The 24,222-nt window shown below is 55.8% G+C and carries 22 protein-coding genes; 12 read left to right on the top strand and 10 right to left on the bottom strand.

Annotation, left to right across the window (positions count from 1 at the left end; translation table 11 throughout):
• Window positions 1-490 precede the first annotated feature (490 nt).
• From MWU49_RS07115 to MWU49_RS07080, 8 genes are all read left to right on the top strand, one after another.
• Complete coding sequence (locus MWU49_RS07115; RefSeq protein WP_246969964.1) at window positions 491-943, top strand: ankyrin repeat domain-containing protein; 453 nt, start codon at window positions 491-493, stop codon at window positions 941-943.
• 55 nt (window positions 944-998) lie between these two features.
• Window positions 999-1,442 carry a hypothetical protein gene (locus MWU49_RS07110; RefSeq protein WP_246969961.1) on the top strand — a complete coding sequence of 148 codons (444 nt, stop codon included), beginning with the start codon at window positions 999-1,001 and terminating at the stop codon, window positions 1,440-1,442.
• A 113-nt stretch (window positions 1,443-1,555) separates the two neighbouring features.
• Entirely contained in the window at window positions 1,556-1,870 is a 315-nt protein-coding gene (locus MWU49_RS07105; protein WP_246969958.1) for a hypothetical protein, read from the top strand.
• A gap of 84 nt (window positions 1,871-1,954) precedes the next feature.
• Complete coding sequence (locus MWU49_RS07100; protein WP_246969955.1) at window positions 1,955-2,770, top strand: hypothetical protein; 816 nt, start codon at window positions 1,955-1,957, stop codon at window positions 2,768-2,770.
• A gap of 116 nt (window positions 2,771-2,886) precedes the next feature.
• A complete protein-coding gene (locus MWU49_RS07095) occupies window positions 2,887-6,711 on the top strand; it encodes a hypothetical protein (protein ID WP_246969952.1) in 3,825 nt (1,274 codons plus the stop codon).
• Window positions 6,712-6,825: 114 nt separating this feature from the next.
• Window positions 6,826-7,149, top strand: coding sequence for a hypothetical protein (locus tag MWU49_RS07090; RefSeq protein WP_246969949.1), 324 nt, complete (start codon window positions 6,826-6,828; stop codon window positions 7,147-7,149).
• A 368-nt stretch (window positions 7,150-7,517) separates the two neighbouring features.
• Window positions 7,518-8,096 carry an NAD(P)H-dependent oxidoreductase gene (locus MWU49_RS07085; RefSeq protein ID WP_246969947.1) on the top strand — a complete coding sequence of 193 codons (579 nt, stop codon included), beginning with the start codon at window positions 7,518-7,520 and terminating at the stop codon, window positions 8,094-8,096.
• Window positions 8,097-8,249: 153 nt separating this feature from the next.
• Window positions 8,250-8,633, top strand: a complete 384-nt coding sequence (locus MWU49_RS07080) for a hypothetical protein (RefSeq protein ID WP_246969944.1) — start codon at window positions 8,250-8,252, stop codon at window positions 8,631-8,633.
• A gap of 286 nt (window positions 8,634-8,919) precedes the next feature.
• Here the strand turns inward: MWU49_RS07080 and MWU49_RS07075 are convergent, their stop codons facing one another.
• The 6 genes from MWU49_RS07075 to yidD form a co-directional block, all read right to left on the bottom strand.
• Window positions 8,920-9,441, bottom strand: a complete 522-nt coding sequence (locus tag MWU49_RS07075) for an outer membrane beta-barrel protein (protein ID WP_246969942.1) — start codon at window positions 9,439-9,441, stop codon at window positions 8,920-8,922.
• 50 nt (window positions 9,442-9,491) lie between these two features.
• Entirely contained in the window at window positions 9,492-10,226 is a 735-nt protein-coding gene (locus tag MWU49_RS07070) for a metal ABC transporter permease (protein ID WP_246969940.1), read from the bottom strand.
• Window positions 10,223-11,158, bottom strand: coding sequence for a zinc ABC transporter substrate-binding protein (locus MWU49_RS07065; RefSeq protein WP_246969938.1), 936 nt, complete (start codon window positions 11,156-11,158; stop codon window positions 10,223-10,225). Before MWU49_RS07065 ends, MWU49_RS07070 begins: the two co-directional genes overlap by 4 nt.
• A gap of 10 nt (window positions 11,159-11,168) precedes the next feature.
• A complete protein-coding gene (locus MWU49_RS07060; protein ID WP_246969936.1) occupies window positions 11,169-12,476 on the bottom strand; it encodes a hypothetical protein in 1,308 nt (435 codons plus the stop codon).
• 126 nt (window positions 12,477-12,602) lie between these two features.
• Window positions 12,603-12,899, bottom strand: coding sequence for a hypothetical protein (locus tag MWU49_RS07055; RefSeq protein WP_246969934.1), 297 nt, complete (start codon window positions 12,897-12,899; stop codon window positions 12,603-12,605).
• Entirely contained in the window at window positions 12,896-13,138 is a 243-nt protein-coding gene (gene yidD / locus MWU49_RS07050) for a membrane protein insertion efficiency factor YidD (RefSeq protein ID WP_246969932.1), read from the bottom strand. The genes MWU49_RS07055 and yidD overlap by 4 nt, the downstream gene beginning before the upstream one ends.
• Before the next feature lie 433 nt (window positions 13,139-13,571).
• Between yidD and MWU49_RS07045 the strand changes: the two genes are divergently transcribed.
• A complete protein-coding gene (locus tag MWU49_RS07045; RefSeq protein ID WP_246969929.1) occupies window positions 13,572-14,243 on the top strand; it encodes an START domain-containing protein in 672 nt (223 codons plus the stop codon).
• 606 nt (window positions 14,244-14,849) lie between these two features.
• On the opposite strand, the gene cysS is transcribed toward MWU49_RS07045, so the two are convergent.
• The 3 genes from cysS to thrS form a co-directional block, all read right to left on the bottom strand.
• Window positions 14,850-16,232: a cysteine--tRNA ligase gene (cysS, locus tag MWU49_RS07040; protein ID WP_246969927.1), complete on the bottom strand. Its 1,383-nt coding sequence runs from the start codon at window positions 16,230-16,232 to the stop codon at window positions 14,850-14,852.
• 13 nt (window positions 16,233-16,245) lie between these two features.
• Entirely contained in the window at window positions 16,246-16,671 is a 426-nt protein-coding gene (gene hisI / locus MWU49_RS07035; RefSeq protein WP_246969925.1) for a phosphoribosyl-AMP cyclohydrolase, read from the bottom strand.
• Between the two features lie 88 nt (window positions 16,672-16,759).
• A complete protein-coding gene (gene thrS, locus MWU49_RS07030) occupies window positions 16,760-18,676 on the bottom strand; it encodes a threonine--tRNA ligase (RefSeq protein WP_246969923.1) in 1,917 nt (638 codons plus the stop codon).
• Between the two features lie 204 nt (window positions 18,677-18,880).
• Here thrS and MWU49_RS07025 point away from each other — a divergent pair, with 204 nt between their 5' ends.
• The gene (locus tag MWU49_RS07025) at window positions 18,881-20,446 is read left to right on the top strand and encodes an HD domain-containing phosphohydrolase (RefSeq protein WP_246969921.1); all 1,566 of its coding nucleotides are present in this window, start codon (window positions 18,881-18,883) and stop codon (window positions 20,444-20,446) included.
• Window positions 20,447-20,769: 323 nt separating this feature from the next.
• Complete coding sequence (locus MWU49_RS07020) at window positions 20,770-21,588, top strand: M23 family metallopeptidase (protein WP_246969919.1); 819 nt, start codon at window positions 20,770-20,772, stop codon at window positions 21,586-21,588.
• Between the two features lie 439 nt (window positions 21,589-22,027).
• Here the strand turns inward: MWU49_RS07020 and MWU49_RS07015 are convergent, their stop codons facing one another.
• Window positions 22,028-22,453 (bottom strand): Rrf2 family transcriptional regulator, encoded by a 426-nt coding sequence (locus MWU49_RS07015; protein ID WP_246969917.1) that lies wholly within the window; start codon window positions 22,451-22,453, stop codon window positions 22,028-22,030.
• Between the two features lie 90 nt (window positions 22,454-22,543).
• Between MWU49_RS07015 and hmpA the strand changes: the two genes are divergently transcribed.
• Entirely contained in the window at window positions 22,544-23,758 is a 1,215-nt protein-coding gene (hmpA, locus tag MWU49_RS07010) for an NO-inducible flavohemoprotein (RefSeq protein WP_246969914.1), read from the top strand.
• Window positions 23,759-24,222 lie beyond the last annotated feature (464 nt).

Here is a 24,222-nt window from a genome sequence, read left to right as displayed (position 1 = left end):
TAGCGTTAAATGGCTCTGCTCTTTTATGGCAGCGCAAGATTCCAAGTCGGTGCCATAAGTGACCATTCGGGTGCCGTTAGAAAAATAAGAGGTTGTGGCTAGGTTATCCCGTTCGTTGTGGGCGGCCACATTTCAGGTTGGGGGTGTCTTCAAGTCTTCATTTCTTGCGGGTGCCAAAATTTAGGTCTGGTTCGCAGGCTCACATCGTGGTCTTTGGGTAGGCTGGTGTGTCGCCACTTAACCAGGCAAGGCAGCGGACGCAAAAACACGCGCCGCTGCTCGCGGCGTTAAATGGCTCTGCTTTATTTATGGCATAGCAAGATTCTGAGTCGGTCCCATCATCAAAGTTTATGGTGCCGTTAGAAAAATAAGAGGGTGTAGCGAGTCGTTCCCGTTCGTTGTGGGCGGCCACATTCCAGGTTGGGGGTGCCTTCAAGGTTTGAGTCCTTGCAGGGTGCCATAAATGTAGTCTGGTTCGCAGGCTCACACCTTGGTTCTTGGTTGGGCTGGTGTGTCACCACTTAACCAGGCAAGGCAGCGGACGCAAAAACACGCGCCGCTGCTCGCGGCGTTAAATGCTATGAGAGACATCGAGGCCATACTCAAAGAGATAGAAGCAGTGCCTGATTTCTTTGGGCATAAAGTCATCTCTGTCACATATAAGAATGGGTATGGTGACATGCCGCTGCATATTGTTTCTGGTTGGGGTGATTGTGAGGCAATACAGGTGCTTTTCCGTGCTGGTGCGCCAATCGATGCTCAAGGGGAAGGTGGTTTCACTCCTTTGCATTATGCTGTTGAGCAGTCTAAACCGAATGCTGTGGCGTTATTGTTAGATCTTGGTGCAAAAATCAAAAGTAACAGCGACGGTCTTAATCCAGTTCAGTTGGCAGAGGCTCTTAAAGATAAGGCGTGTTTGGATCTACTTAGAGCACGCATTTAACAAGAAGCAGCAGGCCGACCTTCGGCGGCTGTGCCAGGCGTTATGAGAATCAACCATGAGACAGGAAGATGTTGTTTGGATTGACCCCCGAGACAAGCCCGGTCTCCTTAGGGCTGTAATGGAGGAATATGCAGCCAACTCAAAAATCTCGTTTGAAGGAGACTTGAAAGGCTTGTCTTTCTGCACTTGGGTGGATGCCACGCACGGAGAAACATCTTCTCTTAAGCGACAAACTAAGGAGCCGGAGTTGGATTTTGTTGTTCTTCCTTTGAATCCTTCTACGTATCCAGAGATATGGAACGAGCTTATTGAGAAGGACCACTTGGTTAATGAAGGCATCATTCATGTTCAGATTGAAATGGATGGGAAGCTCCTGTTTGGAGGTTATGATAACTTCCATCGCGAATGCACGGTGGCCTATTCGGGAATGCAGCAAGATTTTTTAGAGAAACTTAAAAGAAAAGGCATCATTCGTGGCTATCGAAAGAAGTGCTCATAACAATCGGCTGCACCGGATAAATTTCCGCTGTCACCCTTTGTGCATAAGGCCGCACAAAGGCCGCCATCAAAAATTTACCCGGTGAGCCGGGCGTTAGCTGCCTTAAGGAAGTTATGTACGATAAAACTAGAAAAGATCTAATCCTGATGATTGAGTTGCTTGAGCAAGATGAAAGTCGGTGGTCGCAATTTTTTCAAAAGGCTTTAGCGGCCTTTGATAGTGGTGAGTACCAGCGCTGTGCTGAAACCATACTTTCAGGTAGCGGAGGCATGGGAAGCCTTAATGATCTGGTTCTAGGTCAAACCACAGATCAGAGTGGTAAGTTTCAATGGAAACCAAATCACGAAGAAATTAACAATCAATTTCAAGAGTTGCTGTCTTCGTTGTATGCATTTGCTCAGGGTATGCGGCGTGCAGCTAACAAGTAAAGGCACCGGACGTCAAAACCGCCGCTTCGCTCTGGTTTTGCCGCCGGTGCTTTAGGCGTTATACGGGGTGCGAAAGGGGGAGTTGTGTCGCAATTTCTACGTGATATTAAGATAGCGAATATCAATGTTACAGAGCAGACCTTGGAGTCCATCAATCATTTTTTGATTGACAGGCTGGTTACCGCAAATTCTGCAATTGACGCCAAAAGTATATCAGAGAAAGAAAAGGCGGATCAGAGGCTGGCACTTTTCTATGTTATCCGATTCGATAACCGGGGCTACCGTCTCTATGACGCACAAGAAGCGTTCCGCTTTTACCAGCAAGCCGCCAAGGTTGAGAGAGTGATTTTTACACTTGATTCGGCTCAGAGCGAAAGAACCAACCGGATGTACGGAACCTATTGCGAGGTCAGATTCGACGCAAATGATCCCAATAACTGCAATATTCAGGTTTCATCGGATGATGGCGATGCTGTTGATGCGATCTATAACGGCATTCTTGAGATTGTAGGGAAGAGCAAAAGCCTAAGCGGATTTGCTCGCACAACCTGGACACAATTTCTGGTTCAAATATTGGGTGTCGCAGGCGGATTTATCTTGAGCCTAATCACGGCCATAAAGGCATCGCCGCATCTTAAATTCGAGAACTCTTTCGTTCTCACGTTCCTGTTCGCGTTTCTGATATTTTCCAACTCTTGGGGGTTCATTAATCAGCAAATCCTCCGCCTTATAAATTACTCGTTCCCAAATATTCGATTTTCACGCGAGGGAAAGGGGTCATTCACCTGGCTATTTCAGGCGCTTGTCGGCGGCATATTGGTTGCCTTGTTCTTGCTCATCTTCTCAGAGCTTATGGATTGGGTGGGAAATATATTGGGCGGGTTTATTGGTGACAATTAAGGTGTATAACAAGGCCAAGCAGTCAGGGACTCGCTACGCGAGCCCCTGTTAGCAACGTTATACGCTCTTTCAGTGTTACCGATATCAATTGGCAATATAGGGACTTTTGAAACCTAATGATATTTTTTGAACTTGAACCTTCTGATATTTCAAATCTCAATGATGCTGATCTAAGAGAAATGGTCGCTAGATTGTGTGAAGCAGAATTGATTCGCCAAGAAATTCAGACATCTTGTGTTCTGTGGGGAGGGGCGCAGGAAGCTGCTGACGGCGGTCTCGATGTTCGAGTTGTCAATGCTATCCCTTTACTAAAGCCAGGCTTTGTAAGTCGTGAAAATACTGGTTTTCAAGTAAAGAAAAACAGTATGAGTAAAGCGGCCTGCAAAAAGGAAATGCTTGATAAAGGAACGCTAAAAACTGTTATTGGGGATCTCTTAGAAAAAAAAGGCGCTTATATAATTGTTAGTGGCAAAGATGATTGTTCTGACAAAATGCTATCAGAACGACTTCTGGGAATGAAATCTGCGCTCGAAGGCTTACCAGATAGCGAAGATCTTCTCCTTGACTTTTATGGTAGGGATCGGCTCAGCGCATGGTTGAGACAATTTCCTGGGGTTGCCTTGTGGGTTCGCTCTAGACTAGGCAAGCCATTATCCGGATGGCGACCGTTTGGGAGATGGGCATCCACCCCAGTCGATAAAGATGATGAGTTTTTGCTTGACGAACACCCTTGCGTCATCGATATGAATTCACATCACAAAGAGCCTATAGCGATTTCGGATGGAATCAGGCTTGTGCGTGAAAGATTACAAAGACCTGGCTCGGTGGTACGAATAACTGGTTTGTCAGGGGTTGGAAAAACGCGCTTTGCTCAGGCACTTTTTGAAAGTGACGTATGCGATAACTCTCTGCCGAGAGCGAATGTAATATATGCAGATCTTGGTGATGATTTAACTCCAACAGCATCTGAGCTTGTCTCATACTTGATAGCCAATGATTTTTTAAGTTATTTGGTATTGGATAACTGCCCACCAGATGTTCATAGAAAACTGCAAAAGCAGGTTTCGTCAAATCAAGCAAAATTGAGTCTTCTTACTATCGAATATGATATTTCGGATGATCGCCCAGAAGAAACAGAAGTAATACACCTCGAACCATCAAGCGAGCAGACCGTCTCTAAACTTATTCAAAAGAGGTTTCCGTCTCTAGGACGCGTTAATGCCGATAAAGTTGCAGAGTTTTCCGGAGGGAATGCACGTGTTGCGATCGCATTGGCGAGTCGAGTGGGTGCAGATGAGACCTTGGCAAATTTTTCTGATGAAGACTTGTTCCAGAGGCTCTTCAATCAAAGAAAAGGGACAACCGAGAATTTGCTTGAAAGCGCAGAGGTCCTATCCCTAATTTATTCGTTCAATGTTTCCCCGAAAGAGTTCAATGATGAATTGAGCGCTCTTTCTAGAATTGGCGGATTTGAACGTGACAGGTTGAATCGCAATCATGCAGAGCTATTGCGGAGGCAGCTATCGCAAAAGCGGGGAAACTGGCGAGCAGTGCTACCGCATGCAGTAGCTAACCGTCTCGCACGACGAGCTCTGCAGAACATCGAGCCTGATAAAATTAATGCTGAGTTGTTAAAGGCTGATAATTTTCGCTTATTCAAATCATGCGCTCATCGACTAGGATATCTGCATGACTACGAACCTGCTAGATATCTCGCCCATACATGGATGAGGATTGATGGGCCATTCCATAACATTGCACGGTGCAATGCTGAGTTGCTTACGGCACTAACTCACATCGCACCTGTGTTTCCAGATGTAGTTTTAATCGCTATAGAGAAAGCTTCGGAAACTCGAGATTTTTGCTCAAGAGATAATCAAAGTTTTTCTACGTTCGTTCGGTTACTTAGAAAAATAGCATATGATGATCAGTACTTCGACCGTGCTGCCGGACTAATTCTTCGCTTTGCGGAAACAGAAAAAGCTGGCGAGAACAACAATAGTATCGCTAATCAATTGGCGAGCCTTTTTTCATTATACCTCTCTGGGACACAGGCTACTCCAACGCGAAGACATTCCTTTGTGAATAGAATGCTAAATTCTGGCAGCTTGAGACAGCTTGAGATTGCGCAGGAAATTCTTCGATCTGCGTTTGAGGCTTCTCATTGGAGCTCAATTGGAGGGTTTGATTTTGGTGCTCGTAGCAGGGACTTTGGGTGGGAGCCTACAACGAATAAAGAGAAATTAGACTGGTACGTAGGTTATATTGAGCTGTTAGTGCCGTTTTTAGATTCGGACGATGAATCCATTTGTAATTGGGCAAAGGTGTTACTAGCAAATCATTTTGTAGGATTATGGAGCTATGCAGGCTGCTTTGACATTCTCGAAAGCATAGTGAGCAAATATGGCGCTGGCGGTAAATGGCCAGACATGTGGATGGCCATTAAGCGGACAATACATTACAACGGGAAGAAACACACACCTGAGTTATTCAAAAGGATTGAAGCACTTGAACATTTAGCCGCACCGGCTGATCCCTATTTCGAAATCGAGGCATATGCTCTGACTAACACATGGGATCACGTAGAAGTTAGAGGTGGGGATTACACAGAAAATTCTGAAAAAATTCATCAGAAGATAGAAAAACTAGGCGAGCTTGCGTCATCTGAACCTGATTACCTTGAAAGATTGGCGCCAAGGTTATGGGAAAAACATATCGATGCGCTTTGGTCATTCGGCAAAGGGTTGGCCAAAGGTTCATCAGGCCAAGCTTTAACCTTTGATACGCTTGTCCGCCTGATGAAAAAGCAAGAGCTAGAAGTAGTACAGCCTATCCTCTTTTGCGGTTTTATTGCTGGCGTACATTCCGGCGACCCTGGTTTGTCTCGGAAGCTTCAGGAGTCTGTATTAGGTGTGCCTGAGCTTAAACAGTATTTTGTTAATATTTTGTCTGCAACGCCAATAGCCCCTTGGGGTGCAAAAAAGCTTATTGAGCTGGCGAAGGCTGGTGAACTGGAAGCATGGAGGTTTCAACATATAAGTTACGGTCGAGTTCATGAATCCATTCCTGATGATGATTTATCAGAATTACTTGCCGCAATTAATGGTTTAACCGATGGGATATTTTCAACCATTGAAATTCTGAGTATGCGACTCTTTACTGAAAAGGGTAGCAACTACAGTCCTAGCGATGACCTACGATCTGTCGGAAGGCAGGCCATTTTGAAACTGTTATCAATGCACAGGGACGAGATTAGCAGGCGACAGCTCCATGGAATGGATCGTGTTATTGCAGAGTGTTTATCAGACCCAGCACCGGAGAATGAAATTCGCGATATTATTAACTTGCTCTGCAATGGCGTTGAGACATATCGCTTATATGGCTTCGAATTAGAGACTGTCATAGCCTATCTAGTAGAAAATTATCCTGAATTTGTATTAGATAGAGTGTTAATAGATAGTGAGAATAGCGAACAACTTATATATTTGCTTTTTAAAGATAGGGTCCATCGTAGTAGCTCGCCATTAAACTTAGCGCCTATAGAGCGCGTGCTGAATTGGTGTAATGGAAATCAAGATAGGATTCATAAAGTAGCAGGTGCCGTTTCGGCATACACGTCCTTAGACAAGGAATCACAGGCACTAGACAATCCAAAGAAAGTAGTTCTCAGTCATCACATTACATCACTTTTAGATGCCGCAGAGAACAAAGTCGCGATAGTCGAAACTATTTTCTCTAGATCTTTTCCTAGTGGGTGGTCAGGATCACTTGCCGATATTCTTGAAGTTCGATCGGAGGCATTCGCAGAACTATTAAATCATGTCTCTCCTGAGGTTCGAGAGATAGCTAGGACCAAGCTTTCACTTCTAAATAGGTCTATTAGAGAGAATAGAGAGCGTGAGGCTGAGGAGTACAACCGGCGGGAGCAAAGATTTGAGTAAACATTTTGCTTCTGGTCAGGGTACGTATAACAAAGCGCTGCTGTCGGACAAATTCTCCGCTGCGCTCCGAATTTTCCGCAGAGCGCGGCGTTATAGAGTGAGCCGGGAGGGCAGGTGCGTAGGTTCCTGAAATGGATTCCGCTAATACTAATAATTGCTTTTGTCGGCAGGGCAGGGGTTCTTGTCTGGCATCAGAATGATATTGAGGGCGAGAGGAGCAGGGAATTTATTCTTTCTAATGAAGAGGTAGGCCTGGCATCAGGCGGGGTGTCAGAGATAATTTTTAGAAGAAAAGTTTCCTACAATGGCTCTTCGTCAGACCCATCTTATGTTGAGTTTCGTTATCGTGTCATTGGTAACAGGAATGATCTAATTGTAGTGATCAGAGGCTACGGCGAGCCGCCGAAGTATTCGGTTCGTGAAATGGAAACTCTATAACAAGCGACTGTGATCCCAAATCAACCCTGTAGCCGACTTTATTTTATCCCATCTGCCATGGTCTCTGGTCGGGAGCCGGGGTCCGGTCTTGCATCGTGCACTTAGGCAAAGACAATTTAAGATCCACTGCCGGGTTTTATCGTTGAGGTGTGACAAAAACCAGCGCGATGTTTCTTCTATTATTCCGATCAGGCCAATAGCGGTTTTCCTTTCCTGTTTCAGCACGATCTTGTCCTGTCATACCTTGCGATAACGGCAGGGCTCCCCATCTTCTTCTCGACGCGTTAACGCGTCGCCTCTGGTAACAGGATGGATGTCGTTGTGGTGACATCGCCTGTGCGACTTTTTCAATGCAGGGATAGCAAGGAATGGGAAAACGTATCGCAGTGATTCTGGGGAGCCCGGATCCGTCCAGTTTTTGTCGTGGGCTGGCTGATGAGTATGCGCAGGCTGCGGAGCAGGCTGGTAATGAGGTGCGCTACTTTCGCTTGGGGGAGATCGATTTTGATCCGGTGTTGCGCCTCGGCTATAACCAGCGCCAGGAGCTGGAGCCGGGGTTAAAGGAGGTTCAGGAGGCGATCAGTTGGTCGGAGCATCTGGTGTTGGTGTTCCCGGTCTGGTGGGGTTCCATGCCGGCGATTCTGAAGGGCATGTTTGATCGGGTTTTTCTGCCGGGCTATGCCTTCAAGTACCGCAAGGGTTCCCAGTTCTGGGACAAGTTGCTGGCCGGGCGCTCTGCGCAGGTGCTGATCACCATGGACACGCCGCCCTGGTATTTCAGGTTGGCTTACCGCAATCCTGCGCATAACCAGATTCGCCGGACCATCCTGGAATTTACCGGGATCAAGCCGGTTGAGATTACTACCTTTGGGCCGGTGCGATATGCAAATGATGCCAAGCGCCAGCGCTGGTTGGAGAAGGCGAGGGCCTTGGCCCGGGGGCTATGATCCTTTCTTCCTACCCTATTTGGGGGAAGACACAGACGCTCTGGCTTGGTTTACTACAGGCTCTGCTTGAACCTGATTCCGTTCTTGCTGTGCCCAGGATGGGACTGACGCAGGACGGAGTGATGACCGAACAATCGTTTCAGGATGGGATGAATGGAACAGCAAATCCAGGGCGACATGATGCTCGCCGCTTGCACTCGTGTGGCGCAGTTACTCCTCGCAGGCAAACCGGATCAGCAGATCGTGAACGACCTGCTTTCCAGAGGTATCGATAATGCTTCGGCCTGGGCGCTGATCGCCCGGCAGAAAGCGGTGATACAGGAACACAAGGCGGCCAAAGCGAAAAAGAATGTGGGCCTCGGTGCGCTGTGGCTGGTGGTGGGCCTGGTGGTGGTGGTTGCCACTTTCCTCAGTTCCAGCGCGGTGGGCCATTACATGGCCACCTGGATGGTGGTCTGGGGAACGATCCTGTTTGGCTGCATTCAGATGCTGTCTGGCCTGGGGCAGTGGATGTCGGTTCAGCGATCGGCTGAGTGAGGCAGGCTTCGCGCTGGGCCGCATTGTGCTGGTGCAGCATCCTGCAGACGCACGGTTCGCGGCCGAACGTTCGCTCCTGCGGTGAGTTCTGTTCGCCCCTCCAGTGGGGCTCCTAGAGCAAGAACAGTACTACTTCGCAGTCCGATCACTGTGACCGCTTTGCACTGTGTGGTAAATCCGCTTTTGATCTTTGCGTGATGCATGTTGCGTGAAGCGTGTTGCAGCCGCAGAGCGGCCATAAAAAAACCGCGCCGGGGCGCGGTTTTTTTTCGGCGATCCATAAGGCTTAGAAACGGCCGTTCAGGCCCAGTGCCAGGTTGGTCACTTCGTCGCCGCTGCGGTCTACCACGCGCATGTATTCCACGCTGACGAACATGTTGTGGGTCACGGTGATGTCCACACCCAGACCGAGGGAAAGATCCTTGAAGTTCTCGCCGTCGCTGCCGCCGTTGTCGTATTCCACGGTGGTTTCCATGTAGGTCAAACCGATCAGGCCGTAGGGGCGCACTGGCAGGGTGTTGGGGAACTGGCCGCGGAAGTAGGCGCCGTAATAACGGTCGATTTCCAGATCGGCAAAGCGGGACAGCTCGTCATCGCCCACACCCAGACCCAGACGCACTTCGCCGCCCAGGGTTTCGTCCTTGTTGATCCAGCTGCCGAACTTGAACTGCAGGGCCTGGGGCTTGGCGGAGGCATTGGTGTTGTCCGGTTCGATCTTGCTGCTGACATAGTCGAGACCGGCGAAGCCGCCAGCGTTGGCCAGCAGGGGCAGGCTGCCAAGGGCAGCGATGAGCAATTTCTTCATCATTATCGGGGTGATCCTTTCGCAAGTGTGCAATGCCATGGATTGTAGCCAATTCACCGTCTGGCTGCGACGGCCCGTGTCACAGCGGCGAGAATGGCCGCGCAGGCCAGGGTGGTGACGACGGCCGGGCCGCTGGGCCAGTCCAGCCACAGGCTGGCCGCCAGGCCGAACAGATAGCCGGTGACGCCGACGGCGGCGGCGATGAGCAGGGGCCGCTGGCTCTGGTAAGCGGACAGGGCCGGGAAGATCAGCGATGCGAACACCAGATAGACTCCCACCGCCTGTACCGAGGCGGTGATCGCGATGGCAAAGGGCAGGTAGAAGGCCAGCAGGGGATGACGGAACAGGGCCATGGCGGCGAGGGCGGCGAGGGCGCTGGCGGCCAGGCCCAGCAGTTGTGGGGTATCGACCCAGAGGATCTGTCCGGCCAGGCTGGCACTGAGGTGTTCGCCGCCGTGGGGATCGTTGGCGAGCATCAGTACACTGGCGCTGGCGAGCACCACAAAGGTGGCGCCGATCAGGGCTTCCTGTACCCGGTTGCCCAGTCTTTCCAGTTGGTGCAGCACCAGGGCAAAACCCAGGGCGGTGGCGATGGCGGCCAGCTGCAGCAGCCATTCGGTTTCCACATGGGCAAAGTGACGTGCCGCAAGGAGACCGGTGGCGGCGGCTTGCGCCACCGCCAGGTCGATAAAGATGATGCCCCGCTCCAGTACCTGCCGGCCCAGCGGAATATGGCTGGCCAGTACCAGCATGCCGGCGATGAACGCCGGCAGCAGGATATCGATCATGCCTTGCCTCCTTCACATGCCTGAAGCGCATGGGTGAGGCGCTGGATCAGGGTGTCGTACAGGCTGGTCAGGGTGTCGGTTCCCTCCTCCCCGGGGGAGAAAGGTAGCTCCACGGCACAGGCGGCGGTGCGGCTGGCCAGCCAGTTGGGCGCCTTGTCCCCGTTGATGGGCTGGTAGAGGATCAGGCCTACCTGCTCCTTGCCGGCCTTGTCCACCAGACTGGCCAGATGGCCCGGGGTGGGCGGCAGGCCGGGCTTGGGTTCCAGCTCATCCACGCGGGTCATCTCCAGCCAGTCCAGCAGGTAGGCCCAGGTGCGGTGGTAGGAAATGACCTTGAGACCTTTCAGGCTGGCGGCTTGTTTTTCCCAGGCGTCAACTCTGGGCTCGAGTGCCGCTTGCCAGGCTTGCTGCTGCTGACGGTAGCGGTCGGCATGGTCCGGATCCAGGGTGGCAAAGCGTTCTGCCAGCTGTTGCGAGATGGTGATCACGCGGCGCGGATCCATGTGCACATGGGGATTGCCCATGGCGTGCACATCGCCATCGGCCCGGTCCAGCGTGACAGGGATCTCCAGCCGGTCTACCTGTTCGGCAGCCATGAACAGGCCCGGGGCCTGGCGCACATCCGGGTTGCCGCCGCGGTTGAGCAGCACCGGCAGCCAGCCGGTCTCCAGCCCGGCACCGGTACACAACACCATGTCGGCACGGCGCACCTGGGCGAGCAGGCTGGGACGGGCCTGAATGTGGTGGGCATCCTGCCCCGGCGCGCTGGCGGTCTTGACGGTGACCAGGTCGCCGCCGATCTCTGTGGCCAGCTGGCCCCATTCCGGTTCACAGGCGAGGATGCGAAGGTCCGCGTGGGCGCTGAATGACGCCGCGCAAAGCGCGGCGATCAACAGACCACGAACCCGCAATGTCGTGCTTTGCAGGGTCATGTTTGCCTCCTCAGAATGAGTGCGCGCCGTGGGCGCCCAGGCTCAGGTTGTATTGCAGGAATACCTGATTGTACTCCTTGTTGCCGTCATGACCGTGTACGTCATTGCGGTTGAACTGCAGGCGCAGCTTGGAGAACTCGGTGGCATACCAGGTGAGGGCGGCGCTGTGTTGACGGGACAGTCGCACTTCCTCGGTTTCGTCACCCTCACTGAACTCGCCACCGATGCCGCTGGCGGCGGTGCGCAGACCGAACTGCCAGCGCGGGGCAAAGCCGTAGGTGGCTTCCACATAGGCCGCGCCCTGTTCACTGGTGACCGGCAGGCCGAGCTCATCCGCTTCACTGTGGAACACTGCTTCCTGGTCGGAATCGGCATAGAAGTATTCACCAGTGAGGCTCCAGCCTCCCTTGCCGTACTGGCCGGTGGGGAAGTGCTTGTAGACCGCCTGGGCACCGTAGACATCGGTATCGCCTTCGGTGACGAACAGCTCACCGCCTTCTTCTTCGTGGAAGGCCTGGCTGTCCTGGTGGCGAGCTGCGGACAGGCCCAGCTGCAGGGCGCGGCGGGCGCCAAGGTCCGGGGCGTAGCGCAGGGTGAAGATACCCAGCTGGGGACCATCCTGCTCGGCCAGATTGAGGTCCTCTGCGGTGACATCGACGCCCAGCTCGGCGCTGATATCTTCGGCGACATGCTCGGCATCAATCACGCTGCCTGCCCGCTCCAGGTTGTCGCCCTGGAGGATTTCCAGGCCCAGCTGCAGGTAGCTGTCGGTGGGGGCCAGCCAGGTCAGCTGGAGGCCGTCACCGCTGACGCCGTGATCCCCGAACAGGCTCAGGTAGGCCAGGTTCTGGTCGGCGAAGTTCCAGCTGTGGGGGTGCTTTTCATTGTGGTAGCCGATGGCGCTGAGGAAGCGGCCGGCTTTCACCTGCAGGCCGGCGGGCAGGGATTGGCTGCGCACCCAGGCTTCTTCCAGCTCGAAGTCGCCATCGCTGCTGATGGCGGCTGACAGCCAGGCATCAAAGTAGCTGTCGACGGAACCGCTCATGGTCAGCTCGGTTTCGTTCAGGTTGAAACCGCGCTTGAGATCGCCGTGTCCATGTTCTTCATGGCCGCCGTGACTGTGGAAGGCGCTGTCGGCGTCCTCCAGCAGGGCTGCACCTTCACCCTTCACGTTATCGCTGTAGTACATGCCGTCGAAGATGACGGAGAAGGCCGGATTGAAGGCGGCCAGGGGATTGTTGCTGGTGCTGTTGCCTTCAGCAGCAACCACGGAGGAAGACAGGGCCAGCATGGCGCCGGCGGCATAAAACTTGTTCATGTTACGTCCTGAATAATGACTATGAATCAGTGACGGGCACGGGAGACTGGCGCACAGTCCCTGAAGAAAAAGCAGGGGTTCAGGCGCTCACCATGACCGTCGCAGTTGAATCTGATCTTGGGTATTTCAGGCGTAATGCGGAGGGGCCCGGGCTTGCGCGGGCAGGGCTGAAGTGGGGATAAAGCTGGCTTGTGGCTGGTCGTCACCCAGTACCGGGGCCACCGGTGGGGCGATTGGCACACTGGCTACCGGCAGAGCCACAAATCCATGGCCGTGGGCACAGGCATCGCAGTCGGCTACCAGCAGGGCCTGCTGGTGGGGGTCGCCTTGCGTATCGATGTGGCTGGGACCGTGCCAGGCCAAGAACAGCTGGGCACAGAGCAGCGAGAGCACCAGGGTGAACGAGAGACGGGAACGCATCATGCGCTGGTCTCCCGATCGTGGGGCTCGGTGCCGGGAACATAATCAAACCCGCCGGGGTTGCCCGGGTGGCACTTGCAGATCCGCTTCGCCGCCAGGGCACTGCCGCGCAGGGCACCATGCACCTCTATCGCCTGCTTCGCGTAATGCGAGCAGCTCGGATAGAAGCGGCACTGGTTGCCTGTCCAGGGGCTCAGCACTTTCTGATACAGCCAGATGATGCCGAGCAGGAGCGGTTTCACGATGGAAGCCCTGCGTGGTGGTATACGTTTGGGGATGATAAAGGGAATCCGGGGGGGCTGGCTAGGGTTGGCTGATGGATGGCCGGCTTGCAGTGGGCAGGGCAGGGCAGGGGGGAGAGGCGAGTTACGAGTTACGAGTTACGAGGAGCGAGTTTCGAAAGGCAAAAGCGAGGCTGGGGGCAGGAGGCTATTCGTGACGCCCGGTGGTGATTTGATTCCGGGGCAGAATCAAAAGCTTTTTCACCACAGAGCTCTCGGGGTTCACAGAGATACAAACCTTCTTTCCCTCAGTGATCTCTGTGTCCTCGGTGGTAAATATTTCTATAAGTGGGTTGGGGGAACGTGCCGGTTGGGTCAATTTCCCGTGGGGCCTTGAGTCCGGGGGGAGTGGGTGCATACTGCGCGCTGTTGATGCACTGCATTGGAGAGAGACATGAAAGCGCTGATTTTGGCCCTGTTGATGGTGGCCAGCCCGGTTTGGGCGCAAGTGGATGCGAGCTGGGAGACTACCCGTGAGGGCGGTGCCCGTGGCGAAGTGACCACCTGGGCCAAGAAAGTGGACGGCAGTCCGGTGAAGGCTTTCAAGGGGGTGGTGGAGCTGCAGGGAACCATGACCTCGGTGCTGGCGGTGATTACCGCGGTGGATACCTTCCCGGAGTGGATTTTCCAGAACCAGGACGCCGAGCGCCTCAGCAGTGAACACAAGGAGCGCATCCTGATGTCCTTTCACGGCATCTGGCCGGTGTCGGACCGGGATGTGGTGCTGGCCAATACCCTGAGCCAGGATGGCGATAGCCGGGTGATTACCCTGCACAGCGTCAATGCGGCCGGGTTTATCGACAAGCGTGATGGCTTTGTGCGTATTCCGGCGCTGGACAACCAGTTCACCATTACCCCGTTGGCCGATGGCTGGGTGCGGGTGAAGTTCGAGACCTTCGTAGATCCGGGCGGCAGTGTGCCGGTATGGCTGGCCAACCTGGTGGCCACCAGGGCGCCCTATGTGACCCTGGAAGGGATCAAGGAACAGCTGCAGAAGCCGCGCTTTGCCAATGCCACGCGGGAAGATCTGCCGAAGCTGCCGGGGATGGATCAGCTGGAGTTGTAAGGCAGCTGTGAGCTTTGAGCTGTCAGCTGTGAGGAAAAGCGACAAGCTTCAAGCCTCAAGCTGCAACGCGGGTTGGGCTTGGAGTGAGCGGCGGGCCACGATGCCGCGCTTGGGCGAGGTAAGGATTCCAGAAGCGAGTTTCGAGTAACGAGTTTCGAAAATCAAAAGACAACAACCAGGCACTAGGTTTGAGGTTTTGTCTTTCGAAACTCGCTTCTCGTAACTCGAAACTCATTTCCTCGCCCAGGCTCGGGATCGCCATGCGAGCATGGCTCCTACAAAAATCAGGAGATGCTTCAGCCCTTGTGGGAACGGTCGTTCGACCGCGATGCCTGTTTGAACGTGGCGAATCGCGGTGGAACCACCGCTCCTACGGTTTCAGAAAGGGGCGGGGTTCTGTTCGCAAGGCGGCGTTGCCATTGATGACATCGGCTACGATCCCGGTTTTGATTTTCGCAACTCGCAACTCGCAACTCGCAACTCGTTCCTCATTTCCCGCAAAACGCAAAGGCCGCGCCCATCATCCGGGCGCGGCCTTTTTGTTTGGAGCCACTGCAGCCTGTCCGTCGCGTTGTTGCGTGAAGCGTGCTGCGTGTTGCGTCTCTCTTACCGACTCCAGCGCGTGCCTTCGCGGGTGTCTTCCAGCTGGATGCCGGCGTCGGTGAGTTGCTGGCGGATTTCGTCGGCGCGGGCGAAGTTCTTGTCTTTCTTGGCCTGGGTGCGCTCGGCCACCAGCGCATCGATCTCGTCGTTGCTGAGGCCATCTTCGCTCACGTTCTTGTTCTGGAACCAGGCGGTGGGTTCCTCGGTGAGCAGGCCAAGCAGGTCGGCGGCGGCCAACAGTTCGGCTTTCAGTTTCGGCTTGTCGGCCAGCTCTGCCTTGTTCAGTTCGCCGGCGATGGCGTGCAGGGCGCTGACCGCTTCCGAGGTGTTCAGGTCATCTTTCAGGGCGGCCAGTACCGGGTGGTTGTCCGGTAGCTGGTAACCGGCTTCCGGTGCAACGGTTTCGCCACGGCCGAGCAGGGCGTAGTACAGGGTATCCAGGCCCTTCTCTGCATTCTCCAGCACATCGGCGGAGAAGTTCAGCGGCGAGCGGTAATGGCTGGAGACCAGCGCGAAGCGCAGGATCTCGCCGTGGTACTGGGTAAGCAGATCGCGCACCAGACGGAAGTTGCCCAGCGACTTGGACATCTTCTCGCCGTCGATGTTGATGTAGCCGTTGTGCATCCAGTAGCGCACATAGTCGGTGCCGTGGGCACAGCAGCCCTGGGCGATTTCATTCTCGTGGTGCGGGAAGATCAGGTCCTGACCGCCACCGTGGATATCGATCACATCCCCCAGGTGCTTGTGGATCATGGCGGAGCACTCGATGTGCCAGCCGGGGCGGCCACGGCCCCAGGGGGAGTCCCAGCCCGGTTGTTCATCCGTGGACGGCTTCCAGAGGATGAAGTCGCCGGGATGGCGCTTGTAGTCGGCCACTTCCACGCGGGCACCGGCGAGCATGTCTTCCAGCTTGCGACCGGACAGCTTGCCGTAGTCGGGCATGGATTCCACCGCGAACAGCACCTGGCCATCGGCCTCGTAGGCGTGGCCTTTCTCCACCAGGGTCTCGATCATTTCGATCATCTCGGGGATGTGATCGGTGGCCTTGGGGATGATGTTCGGGGTCTTGGCGTTGAGAGCCGCCATGTCTTCCAGGAAGGCGGCACTGAAGCGCTCGGTGAGTTCGCCGATGTCTTCGCCGTTTTCCGCCGCGGCATTGATGATCTTGTCATCGATGTCGGTGATGTTGCGGGCGTAGGCGACTTCCGGGTAGAGCCTTTGCAGCAGGCGGTACAGCACATCAAACACCACCACCGGGCGGGCGTTACCGATGTGGACGAAGTTGTAGACCGTGGGGCCGCACACATAGAGGGTGATGCGGTTGGGATCCAGCGGAATGAAGTCGTCCTTTTGCCCGGTGAGGGTGTTGTGCAGTTTTAGCGTCATGGCTTGCAGGGCTCTACTTGTAGAGTTCTTTGGGATCGATGATCGGTGTCTTGTCGATGGTCACGTTGTCGGCGTCGGCTTTCCAGTAGAAGCAGTCGCGGCGGCCGGTGTGGCAGGCGGGGCCGGTCTGGTCCACGAGCACCAGCACAGTGTCGGCGTCGCAATCGAAGCGCAGTTCTTTCAGCAGTTGTACCTGGCCGGAGGATTCGCCCTTGCGCCACAGCTTGCCGCGGGAGCGGGAGAAGTAGCAGACGCGGCCGGTTTGCAGGGTTTCCTCGATGGCTTCGCGATTCATCCACGCCATCATCAGCACTTCGCCGGTGTCGTGTTGCTGGGCAATGGCAGGCACCAGGCCCTCGCTGTTGTACTTGAGGTTGTCCAGCGCTTCCTTGAGGGAAACCTGAAAGCCTTCGGGCTGGTGTTCGTTGTCTTTGAACATGAGAGCTCCGCCGCTTCACGCAACACGCAACATGCAACACGCGCAGTGCCTGGCGTGTTGCGTGAAGCGTGCAGCGTGTTGCGTCTCTTTAAATCGGCAGGCGTGCGGCTTCAGCCAGTGCCGCTACCGCTTCGTCCAGATCCATGTTTTCAGTGGCCTGGGAGCCGAGGGTGCGCACGGCAACCTGCTTCTCTTCCGCTTCCTTCTCGCCCACTACCCAGATACGCGGGGTCTTGGTTCTGGAATGCTCGCGGACCTTGAAGCCGATCTTCTCGTTGCGGATGTCCAGCTCGGCAGGTACGCCAGCGGCAACCAGTTTCTGCTGGACTTCGCGGGCGTAGTCGTCGGCCGCATTGGTAATGGTACAGATGGCCACCGGTACCGGCGCCAGCCACAGGGGCAGGTGACCGGCAGTGGACTCGATCAGGATACCCAGGAAGCGCTCAAGGGAACCCAGTACCGCACGGTGCAGCATTACCGGGCGCTGGCGGGAGCCGTCCTCGGCCACGTATTCCGCATCCAGACGCTCGGGCAGCACGAAGTCCACCTGAAGGGTGCCGCACTGCCAGTCACGGCCAATGGCGTCACGCAGCACGAATTCCAGTTTCGGGCCGTAGAAGGCGCCTTCACCCGGGTTCAGTTCGCACTCCAGCCCCAGGGATTCCACCGCTTGGCGTAACGCGCCTTCGGCCTTGTCCCAGGTCTCGTCGGAGCCGGCCCGGTTGTCCGGACGGTCGGAGAACTTGATGCGGAAGGATTCGAAACCGAAGTCCTGGTAGACCTCGCGCAGCATTTCGATAAAGCCGGCGGTCTCCACATTGATCTGTTCTTCAGTACAGAAGATGTGGGCATCATCCTGGCTGAAGGAACGGGCACGCATCAGGCCGTGCAGGGCACCGTGAGCTTCGTTACGGAACAGGGTGGTGAATTCGCCGAGGCGAATCGGCAGGTCCCGGTAGCTCTTGATGCCCTGGTTGAAGATCTGCACGTGGCCCGGGCAGTTCATGGGCTTCACGGCCATTTCCTTGTGGTCGTGGGTACAGACGGTGAACATGTCATCGCTGTACTTGTCCCAGTGGCCGGATTGTTCCCAGAGGATGCGGTCCATCATCTGCGGGGTGGCTACTTCCTGGTAGCCGCCTTTTTCCATCTTGCCGCGGATGTAGTTTTCCAGGTTCTTGCGCATGCGCCAGCCTTTCGGGTGCCAGAACATGCTGCCCACCGCTTCCTGCTGGATATGGAACAGGCCCATTTCCTTTGCCAGTTTGCGGTGGTCACGCTTTTCCGCTTCCTCAAGCTGCTTGAGGTAGGCGTTCAATTCTTTCTTGTCGCGCCAGGCGGTGCCGTAGATGCGCTGCAGCTGGGCCTTGGAGGCATCACCACGCCAGTAGGCGCCGGCCACCTTGGTGAGCTTGAAGCCATCGCCCAGCTTGCTGGTGCTGGGCAGGTGCGGGCCACGGCACAGGTCGATGAAATCGCCCTGACGGTAGAGGCTCACTTCCTGGTCGGCGGGCAGGTCACGAATGATCTCGGCCTTGAACTCTTCACCGGCTTTCAGGAAGAACTCCACCGCTTCGTCGCGGTCCCACACTTCCCGGCGGATGTCCTCGTTGCGGCGCACGATGTCCTGCATGCGCTTTTCGATGGTCTTGAGGTCATCCGGGGTGAACGGTTCGGCACGATGGAAGTCGTAGTAGAAGCCATTCTCGATGGTCGGACCAATGGTCACCTGGGTGTCGGGAAACAGTTCCTGAACCGCTTCGGCCATGATGTGGGCCGCGTCGTGACGAATCAGCTCAAGGGCGTCGTCGGTGTCGCGGGTGACGATTTCCACCGTGGCACCATCGTCGATGGGCAGATAGACGTCGATCAGGTTGCCGTTGACCTTGGCGGCCAGGGCTTGTTTGGCGAGTTTTTTGCTGATCCGCTCGGCGATATCCAGTGCAGAGGCCGGCTGATCAAACTCCATGGTTGCCCCGTCGGGCAGTTGGTAGCTCACGCTCATGGGTGACAAGAGATCCAGGTGGTTGGCTCAGAACCGGAGGATGGTAGGGGCTGTTGGGGTTTCATTCAAGGTATCAGGCCTTTGGGGCAGGCTCCAGCGCGGATTATCGGACGTATGGCTAGATCCACCTGCAAAAGGTTTCCCGGGGAATCCTCACCGCCTATCCTTGTCTGAGAAGGACATCACATTTGGAGCCGGATGCTCATGAGTACACCTGAACCCGATACCGATCTCCGCGATGGCAAGGACGTGTTGCCGCGGTTGCTGCGGGTTGCCCAGCATCTGAGTGAGCAGAAGGATGTGCCACGGCTGATGGATGCCCTGCTGCGCGAGGCCCGATTCCTGTGCAAGGCGGACACTGGCTGGGTGTGGCTGTATCGGGATAATCATCAGGGTGAAGGGCTGTTTTGCCTGGCGTCACCCGAGCCTGGCATGGCGGTGCGCGAAACGCCTGCCCTGTTCCGGCCGCTGGATGGTAGCGGGCTGGTAGAAGCCTGTTTCGCCGACGGAGAGCCGTTGACGGTGGTGCTGGCGGATCGGCCCGTGCCCGAGGCTGACGCTGCGCTGCTGGAACAGCTGGCACCGGGTTGTCTGGCCACTCAGCTGTGGCCCTTGTATAACCACGAAGGCCGCGTCACCGGGGTGATGCAGCTGGCCTATCAGAGCGAGGTGCCGCGGCATCTTCAGCGGCTGGAGAACGGCCACCTGATTTTCCAGTCCCTGCTGACCTATGCCGGTACCGCGCTGAGCAATCTCACCCAGGTGCAGGATCTCAAGGGGCTGCTGGATGCCTTTATCAAGGTGCTGGCCCAGGCCATTGATGCCAAGAGCCCGCATACCAGTGCCCACTGCCAGCGGGTGCCGGTGATCACCGAGCTGCTTGCCCAGGCGGCCTGCGATGATCAGGATCAGTTCGCCGATTTCAGCCTGGATGAAGACGGCTGGTACGAGCTGCATGTGGCGGCCTGGCTGCACGATTGTGGCAAGCTGGCGACGCCGGACTCCGTGCTCGACAAGTCCACCAAGCTGCATACCCTGCATGATCGCATCGATGAGGTGGCCAGCCGTTTTGCTGTCCTGCGCGCCGAGATCTGTTTTCGTTATGAGCGCGAATGCCTGCAGACGCCACACTTGGAGCCGTCTCTGCGTGAGCGCATGGAGCAGGAGATCAGTGACCTGACCGGTGATCTTACCTTCCTGGAGCGGATCAATCGGGGAGGCGAGGCCATGGCAATGGAAGACCAGCAGCGGGTGAGAAACATCGCTGCCCGTCGCTGGACCGATGCCTGGGGTCAGAGCAAGCCGTTATTGACGGACAATGAGGTAGAGAACCTCTGTATTCCCCGTGGAACCCTGACCCCGGAAGAGCGTCAGATCATCAATGGGCATATGGATGTGACCCTGGATATGCTGGGCTCGTTGCCCTTTCCGCCCAAGCTGCGACAGGTGCCTGAGTATGCCGGCGGCCACCATGAGAAGATGGACGGGACCGGTTTCCCGCTGGGTCTCAAGCGTGAGCAGATGTCGATTCCGGCAAGGATCATGGCCATTGCCGATGTGTTCGAGGCGCTCACCGCCAAGGAGCGTCCCTACAAGACGCCCCTGAAACTCAGTGAGGCATTGGCGATCATGCAGCGCATGCGTGATAACGATCATCTGGACCCGGATCTCTATCAGCTGTTTATCCACTCCAGAGTGTGGCGGGAATATGGCGAGAAGCATCTGGATCCGGTACAGCTGGATGTGGACGACGGAGCGGGGTTTTTGTAGCTGCGAACTGCAAGCTACAAGCTACAAGCTACAAGCTACAAGCTACAAGCTACAAGCTACAAGCTACAAGCTACAAGCTACGCTCGATTTGATGAGAAGACCCGGAAAAGTTCCCGGGTTTTTCAGGCTTTCTGCGGAGCCGCTGTAGGAGCTTGCCTGCAAGCGATCCGAGCCTCGGCGAGGCAAGGATTCCAGAAGCGTGTTTCGAAAGGCAAAGCCCACCTTGCCATACCGGTTCGGACTTTGATTTTCGAAACTCGCTTCTCGCAACTCGCTGTGCCACGTTCCATTTTAGACGGCACCGTATTTTTATCTGAGGTGATATGTTGAGAACACTATTTCTTGCCGGGCTTTGTTTCCTGTCGACCACATCGCTGGCCAGCGACTGGTTGCTTTCCCTCAATGGTGAGCGCACCCAGGGCTCGCTGTTGCGCGGGCAGGTGGCGCCGGGTGTAACAGTGGCGCTGGCTGGCAAGCCGGTGCGTACCACCGATGCGGGTTTCTTCGCGGTGGGGTTTGGTCGCGATGCCGAACTGGAACAGACTCTGGAATTGACAAAGGGCGAGGAAAGTCAGCAGGTGGCTGTGTCGCTCGACAAGCGTGAATACAATATCCAGCGGGTGGAGGGTGTGCCGCAGCGCACCGTGGATCCGCCGCCGGAAGCGGTGCTCAAACGCATCCGTGCGGAGGTGGCCGAGATCAAGAAAGCCCGGGCCAGTGACACCGACCTGCAGGCTTTTCTCAGTGATTTCCAGTGGCCGCTGACCGGCCGCATCAGTGGCGTTTATGGCAGCCAGCGGGTCTACAACGGCAAGCCCGGCACTCCGCACTATGGTGTCGATGTGGCACGCCCCACCGGCACCGTGGTGGTGGCGCCAGCGGATGCGGTGGTTACCCTGGTTCAGGATGACAATTATTACTCCGGTGGCACGCTGATCATGGACCACGGCTTTGGCGTGTCCTCCACCATGATTCACCTCAGCGAAGTGCTGGTGACTCCAGGGCAGACGGTGAAGCAGGGCGAGCCGGTTGCCAAGGTGGGCGCCACCGGCCGCGCTACCGGCCCGCATTTGGACTGGCGTCTTAACTGGTATTCCGAGCGACTGGACCCGGTCACCATCGTGCCGCCGATGGAGGAATGATAGCTGTGAGCTACGAGCTACGAGCTACGAGCTACAAGCTACAAGCTACAAGCTACAAGCTACAAGCTACGCTTGGTTGGATAAAGAAACCCGAAAAGTTCCCGGGTTTTCAGCCTTTCAACGAAGCTGCAAGGAACGTAGCGCAGCGGAGTAACGCACGGAGTGCGGCCCGAAGGGTGAGCGAAGCGAATAACACCACTTAAGGTGCGAACCGAGCGACAGCGAGGAACTGAGATGCAGCTGGCACATGTCTTTGCTAGAACCTGTAGGAGCCTGCCTGCAGGCGATCCGAGCCTGGGCGAGGAAAGGATTCCAGAAGCGCGTTTCGAGTACCAAGTTTCGGAAATCAAAAAAACGGCGGCCAAGTGCAAGGTTTGAAGGCTTTGCGTTTCGAAACTCGTTTCTCGTTACCCGATGATCCGCACCTCAACCAGTTCCTTCACCGCCACAACACCCTCAACTCCTCCCCATTCCGGATCGCATCCGCCAGGGTGTAACCGTCCAGCACCTTCAGAAACGCCTGCTGCGCCTGCATGAACATGTTCTTCAGCTTGCAGGCCGGTTCGATGGCGCATTGTGAGTTCTCACCAAAGCAGTCCAGCAACTTCAGGTTTTCTGTCTCCCGCACCAGGGTGCCCAGGTTGATGCTGTCCGGGGTGCGGGCCAGTACCAGGCCGCCGCCGCGGCCGCGCAGGCTGTTGATGTAGCCCAGCTGGGTAAGCGTCTGTGCCACCTTGGCCACATGGTTGGCGGAGATGTCATAACGGCGGGCAATTTCCTGCACCGTCATGGGGGCATTGTCCGGCTGCAGGGCCAGGCAGATCAGGGTGCGCAGGGCGTAATCGGTATGGGTGGTCAATTGCATGTCAGTTTTTGTGCTTGCGCGTCGCTAAACAGGTAAATAATATGCCTCTTTAAAAGAGGCATGTAAAATACCTAATAAAGGAGAAAGCCGATGCTGAGTGAAAGCCAACTGGCCGTGATCAAGCAGACTGTTCCGATTCTTCAAGAGCATGGTGAAACCCTCACCCGCCATTTCTACCAGCGCATGTTCCGGGAAAATCCCGAAGTGCTGGCCTTTTTCAATCCGGCGCATCAGCACGCCGGGACACAGCAGCGGGCGCTGGCGGGGGCCATCTGTGCCTATGCACAACATATCGAGACGCCCGAGCTGCTGGCCGATGCGGTGGAGCTGATCGCCCAGAAGCATGCTTCTCTGCAGATCCTTGCCGAGCATTACCCGATTGTCGGTGCCAATCTGCTGGCGGCGATTCAGGAAGTGCTGGGCGAGGGGGCCACCGATGCGGTGATTGATGCCTGGGGTGCGGCCTACGGGGTGCTGGCGGATATCCTGATTGCCCGTGAGGGGCAGATCTATGCGGATCAGCAGAAGACCCATGGCTGGAATGGTTTCCGGCGTTTTGTAGTGGCCCGTCGAGAGCCGGCCAGTGACAACATCGTGTCTTTTTATCTTCGCCCGGAAGATGGTGAGCCGCTGCATGCTGCGTTGCCCGGCCAGTACCTGACCTTGCGGGTTGCCCCCGATGGCAGCGAACCGGTGATGCGAAACTACAGCCTGTCCGGCCAACCTGACCCTGATCTGTACCGTATCAGTGTGAAGAAGGAAGCCGGCAATGGTGCCGGACAGCCTGCCGGGGTGGTGTCTGCGTACCTGCATGAGCAGATTGGTGAGGGCGATGTGGTAGAGCTTGCGCCGCCCTGCGGTGAGTTTACCCTGCAACCGGCGCCAGCTGGGGAGGTGCCGCTGGTGCTGATTGCCGGCGGGGTGGGCATTACCCCGTTGCTAGCCATGTTGCATGGGGCGCTGGCGCAGCAGGCCGGACGTGAAGTGATCCTGATCCAGTGTGCCCGCAACAGTGCGGAGCGCCCTTTTGTGGAAGAGTTGAACAGCCTGCAGGGAATGCATGACAACTTGCGTTGTCATGTGCGCCTGAGCGAAGCCTCTGAAGAGGATGAGGGCTTTGACAGTGAGGGCTTTGTGGATGGTGAGCTGCTCGATGAGCTGGTCGGAAATCGTCGTGCCCAGTATTACTTCTGTGGTCCAGCACCGATGATGCGGATAGTGAACCAGTTGCTGGTGGGTCGTGGTGTGGATGCCGCTGACATTCACTTTGAGTTCTTCGGCCCGAAGGAGGAGATGGCGGCCTGAGGCGGCACGGCTACGAGCTACGCTCGATTGGATAGAACAACCCGGGAAAGTTCCCGGGTTGTTCAGCCTTCCTACGAAGCCGCTGTAGGAACGTAGCGCAGCGGAGTAACGCACGGAGTGCGGCCCCGAAGGGGGGAGCGCAGCGAATAACGAGCCTGCTCGCGATCCGAGCCCAAGCGAGGTAAGGATTCCAGAAACGAGTGACGAGTAACGAGATTGCGAAAATCTAAAACCGGCGGACAGGCCTTGAATTCCGGTTCTGCCTTTCGAAACTCATTACCTCGCTTAGGCTCGGATCGCTTGCAGGCAAGCTCCTACAGAGAGCCGCGGCACGCTTCACGCAACAAGCAACACGCCATTGCCATGCAAGCCTGGAGTGTTTTACCGATGCAAAAAGGCCCGCCCGGGTAACCGGGCGTGCCTTTTTGCATCAGGCATCAGGCATCAGGCATCAGGCATCAGGC

Origin of the sequence: Alcanivorax sp. S6407 (assembly GCF_023016115.1) — a bacterium.
Lineage (GTDB): Bacteria > Pseudomonadota > Gammaproteobacteria > Pseudomonadales > Alcanivoracaceae > Alcanivorax.
Note: the sequence above shows the minus strand (reverse complement) of the source record. Positions and strands in the feature narration are given on the sequence as shown.

Coding starts and splice junctions, on each gene's coding strand:
- MWU49_RS07110 (WP_246969961.1), top strand. CDS start 999: ATGAGACAGGAAGATGTTGTTTGGATTGACCCCCGAGACAAGCCCGGT.
- MWU49_RS07105 (WP_246969958.1), top strand. CDS start 1,556: ATGTACGATAAAACTAGAAAAGATCTAATCCTGATGATTGAGTTGCTT.
- MWU49_RS07095 (WP_246969952.1), top strand. CDS start 2,887: ATGATATTTTTTGAACTTGAACCTTCTGATATTTCAAATCTCAATGAT.
- MWU49_RS07085 (WP_246969947.1), top strand. CDS start 7,518: ATGGGAAAACGTATCGCAGTGATTCTGGGGAGCCCGGATCCGTCCAGT.
- MWU49_RS07080 (WP_246969944.1), top strand. CDS start 8,250: ATGGAACAGCAAATCCAGGGCGACATGATGCTCGCCGCTTGCACTCGT.
- MWU49_RS07075 (WP_246969942.1), bottom strand. CDS start 9,441: ATGATGAAGAAATTGCTCATCGCTGCCCTTGGCAGCCTGCCCCTGCTG.
- MWU49_RS07070 (WP_246969940.1), bottom strand. CDS start 10,226: ATGATCGATATCCTGCTGCCGGCGTTCATCGCCGGCATGCTGGTACTG.
- MWU49_RS07065 (WP_246969938.1), bottom strand. CDS start 11,158: ATGACCCTGCAAAGCACGACATTGCGGGTTCGTGGTCTGTTGATCGCC.
- MWU49_RS07060 (WP_246969936.1), bottom strand. CDS start 12,476: ATGAACAAGTTTTATGCCGCCGGCGCCATGCTGGCCCTGTCTTCCTCC.
- MWU49_RS07055 (WP_246969934.1), bottom strand. CDS start 12,899: ATGATGCGTTCCCGTCTCTCGTTCACCCTGGTGCTCTCGCTGCTCTGT.
- MWU49_RS07045 (WP_246969929.1), top strand. CDS start 13,572: ATGAAAGCGCTGATTTTGGCCCTGTTGATGGTGGCCAGCCCGGTTTGG.
- cysS (WP_246969927.1), bottom strand. CDS start 16,232: ATGACGCTAAAACTGCACAACACCCTCACCGGGCAAAAGGACGACTTC.
- hisI (WP_246969925.1), bottom strand. CDS start 16,671: ATGTTCAAAGACAACGAACACCAGCCCGAAGGCTTTCAGGTTTCCCTC.
- thrS (WP_246969923.1), bottom strand. CDS start 18,676: ATGAGCGTGAGCTACCAACTGCCCGACGGGGCAACCATGGAGTTTGAT.
- MWU49_RS07025 (WP_246969921.1), top strand. CDS start 18,881: ATGAGTACACCTGAACCCGATACCGATCTCCGCGATGGCAAGGACGTG.
- MWU49_RS07020 (WP_246969919.1), top strand. CDS start 20,770: ATGTTGAGAACACTATTTCTTGCCGGGCTTTGTTTCCTGTCGACCACA.
- MWU49_RS07015 (WP_246969917.1), bottom strand. CDS start 22,453: ATGCAATTGACCACCCATACCGATTACGCCCTGCGCACCCTGATCTGC.
- hmpA (WP_246969914.1), top strand. CDS start 22,544: ATGCTGAGTGAAAGCCAACTGGCCGTGATCAAGCAGACTGTTCCGATT.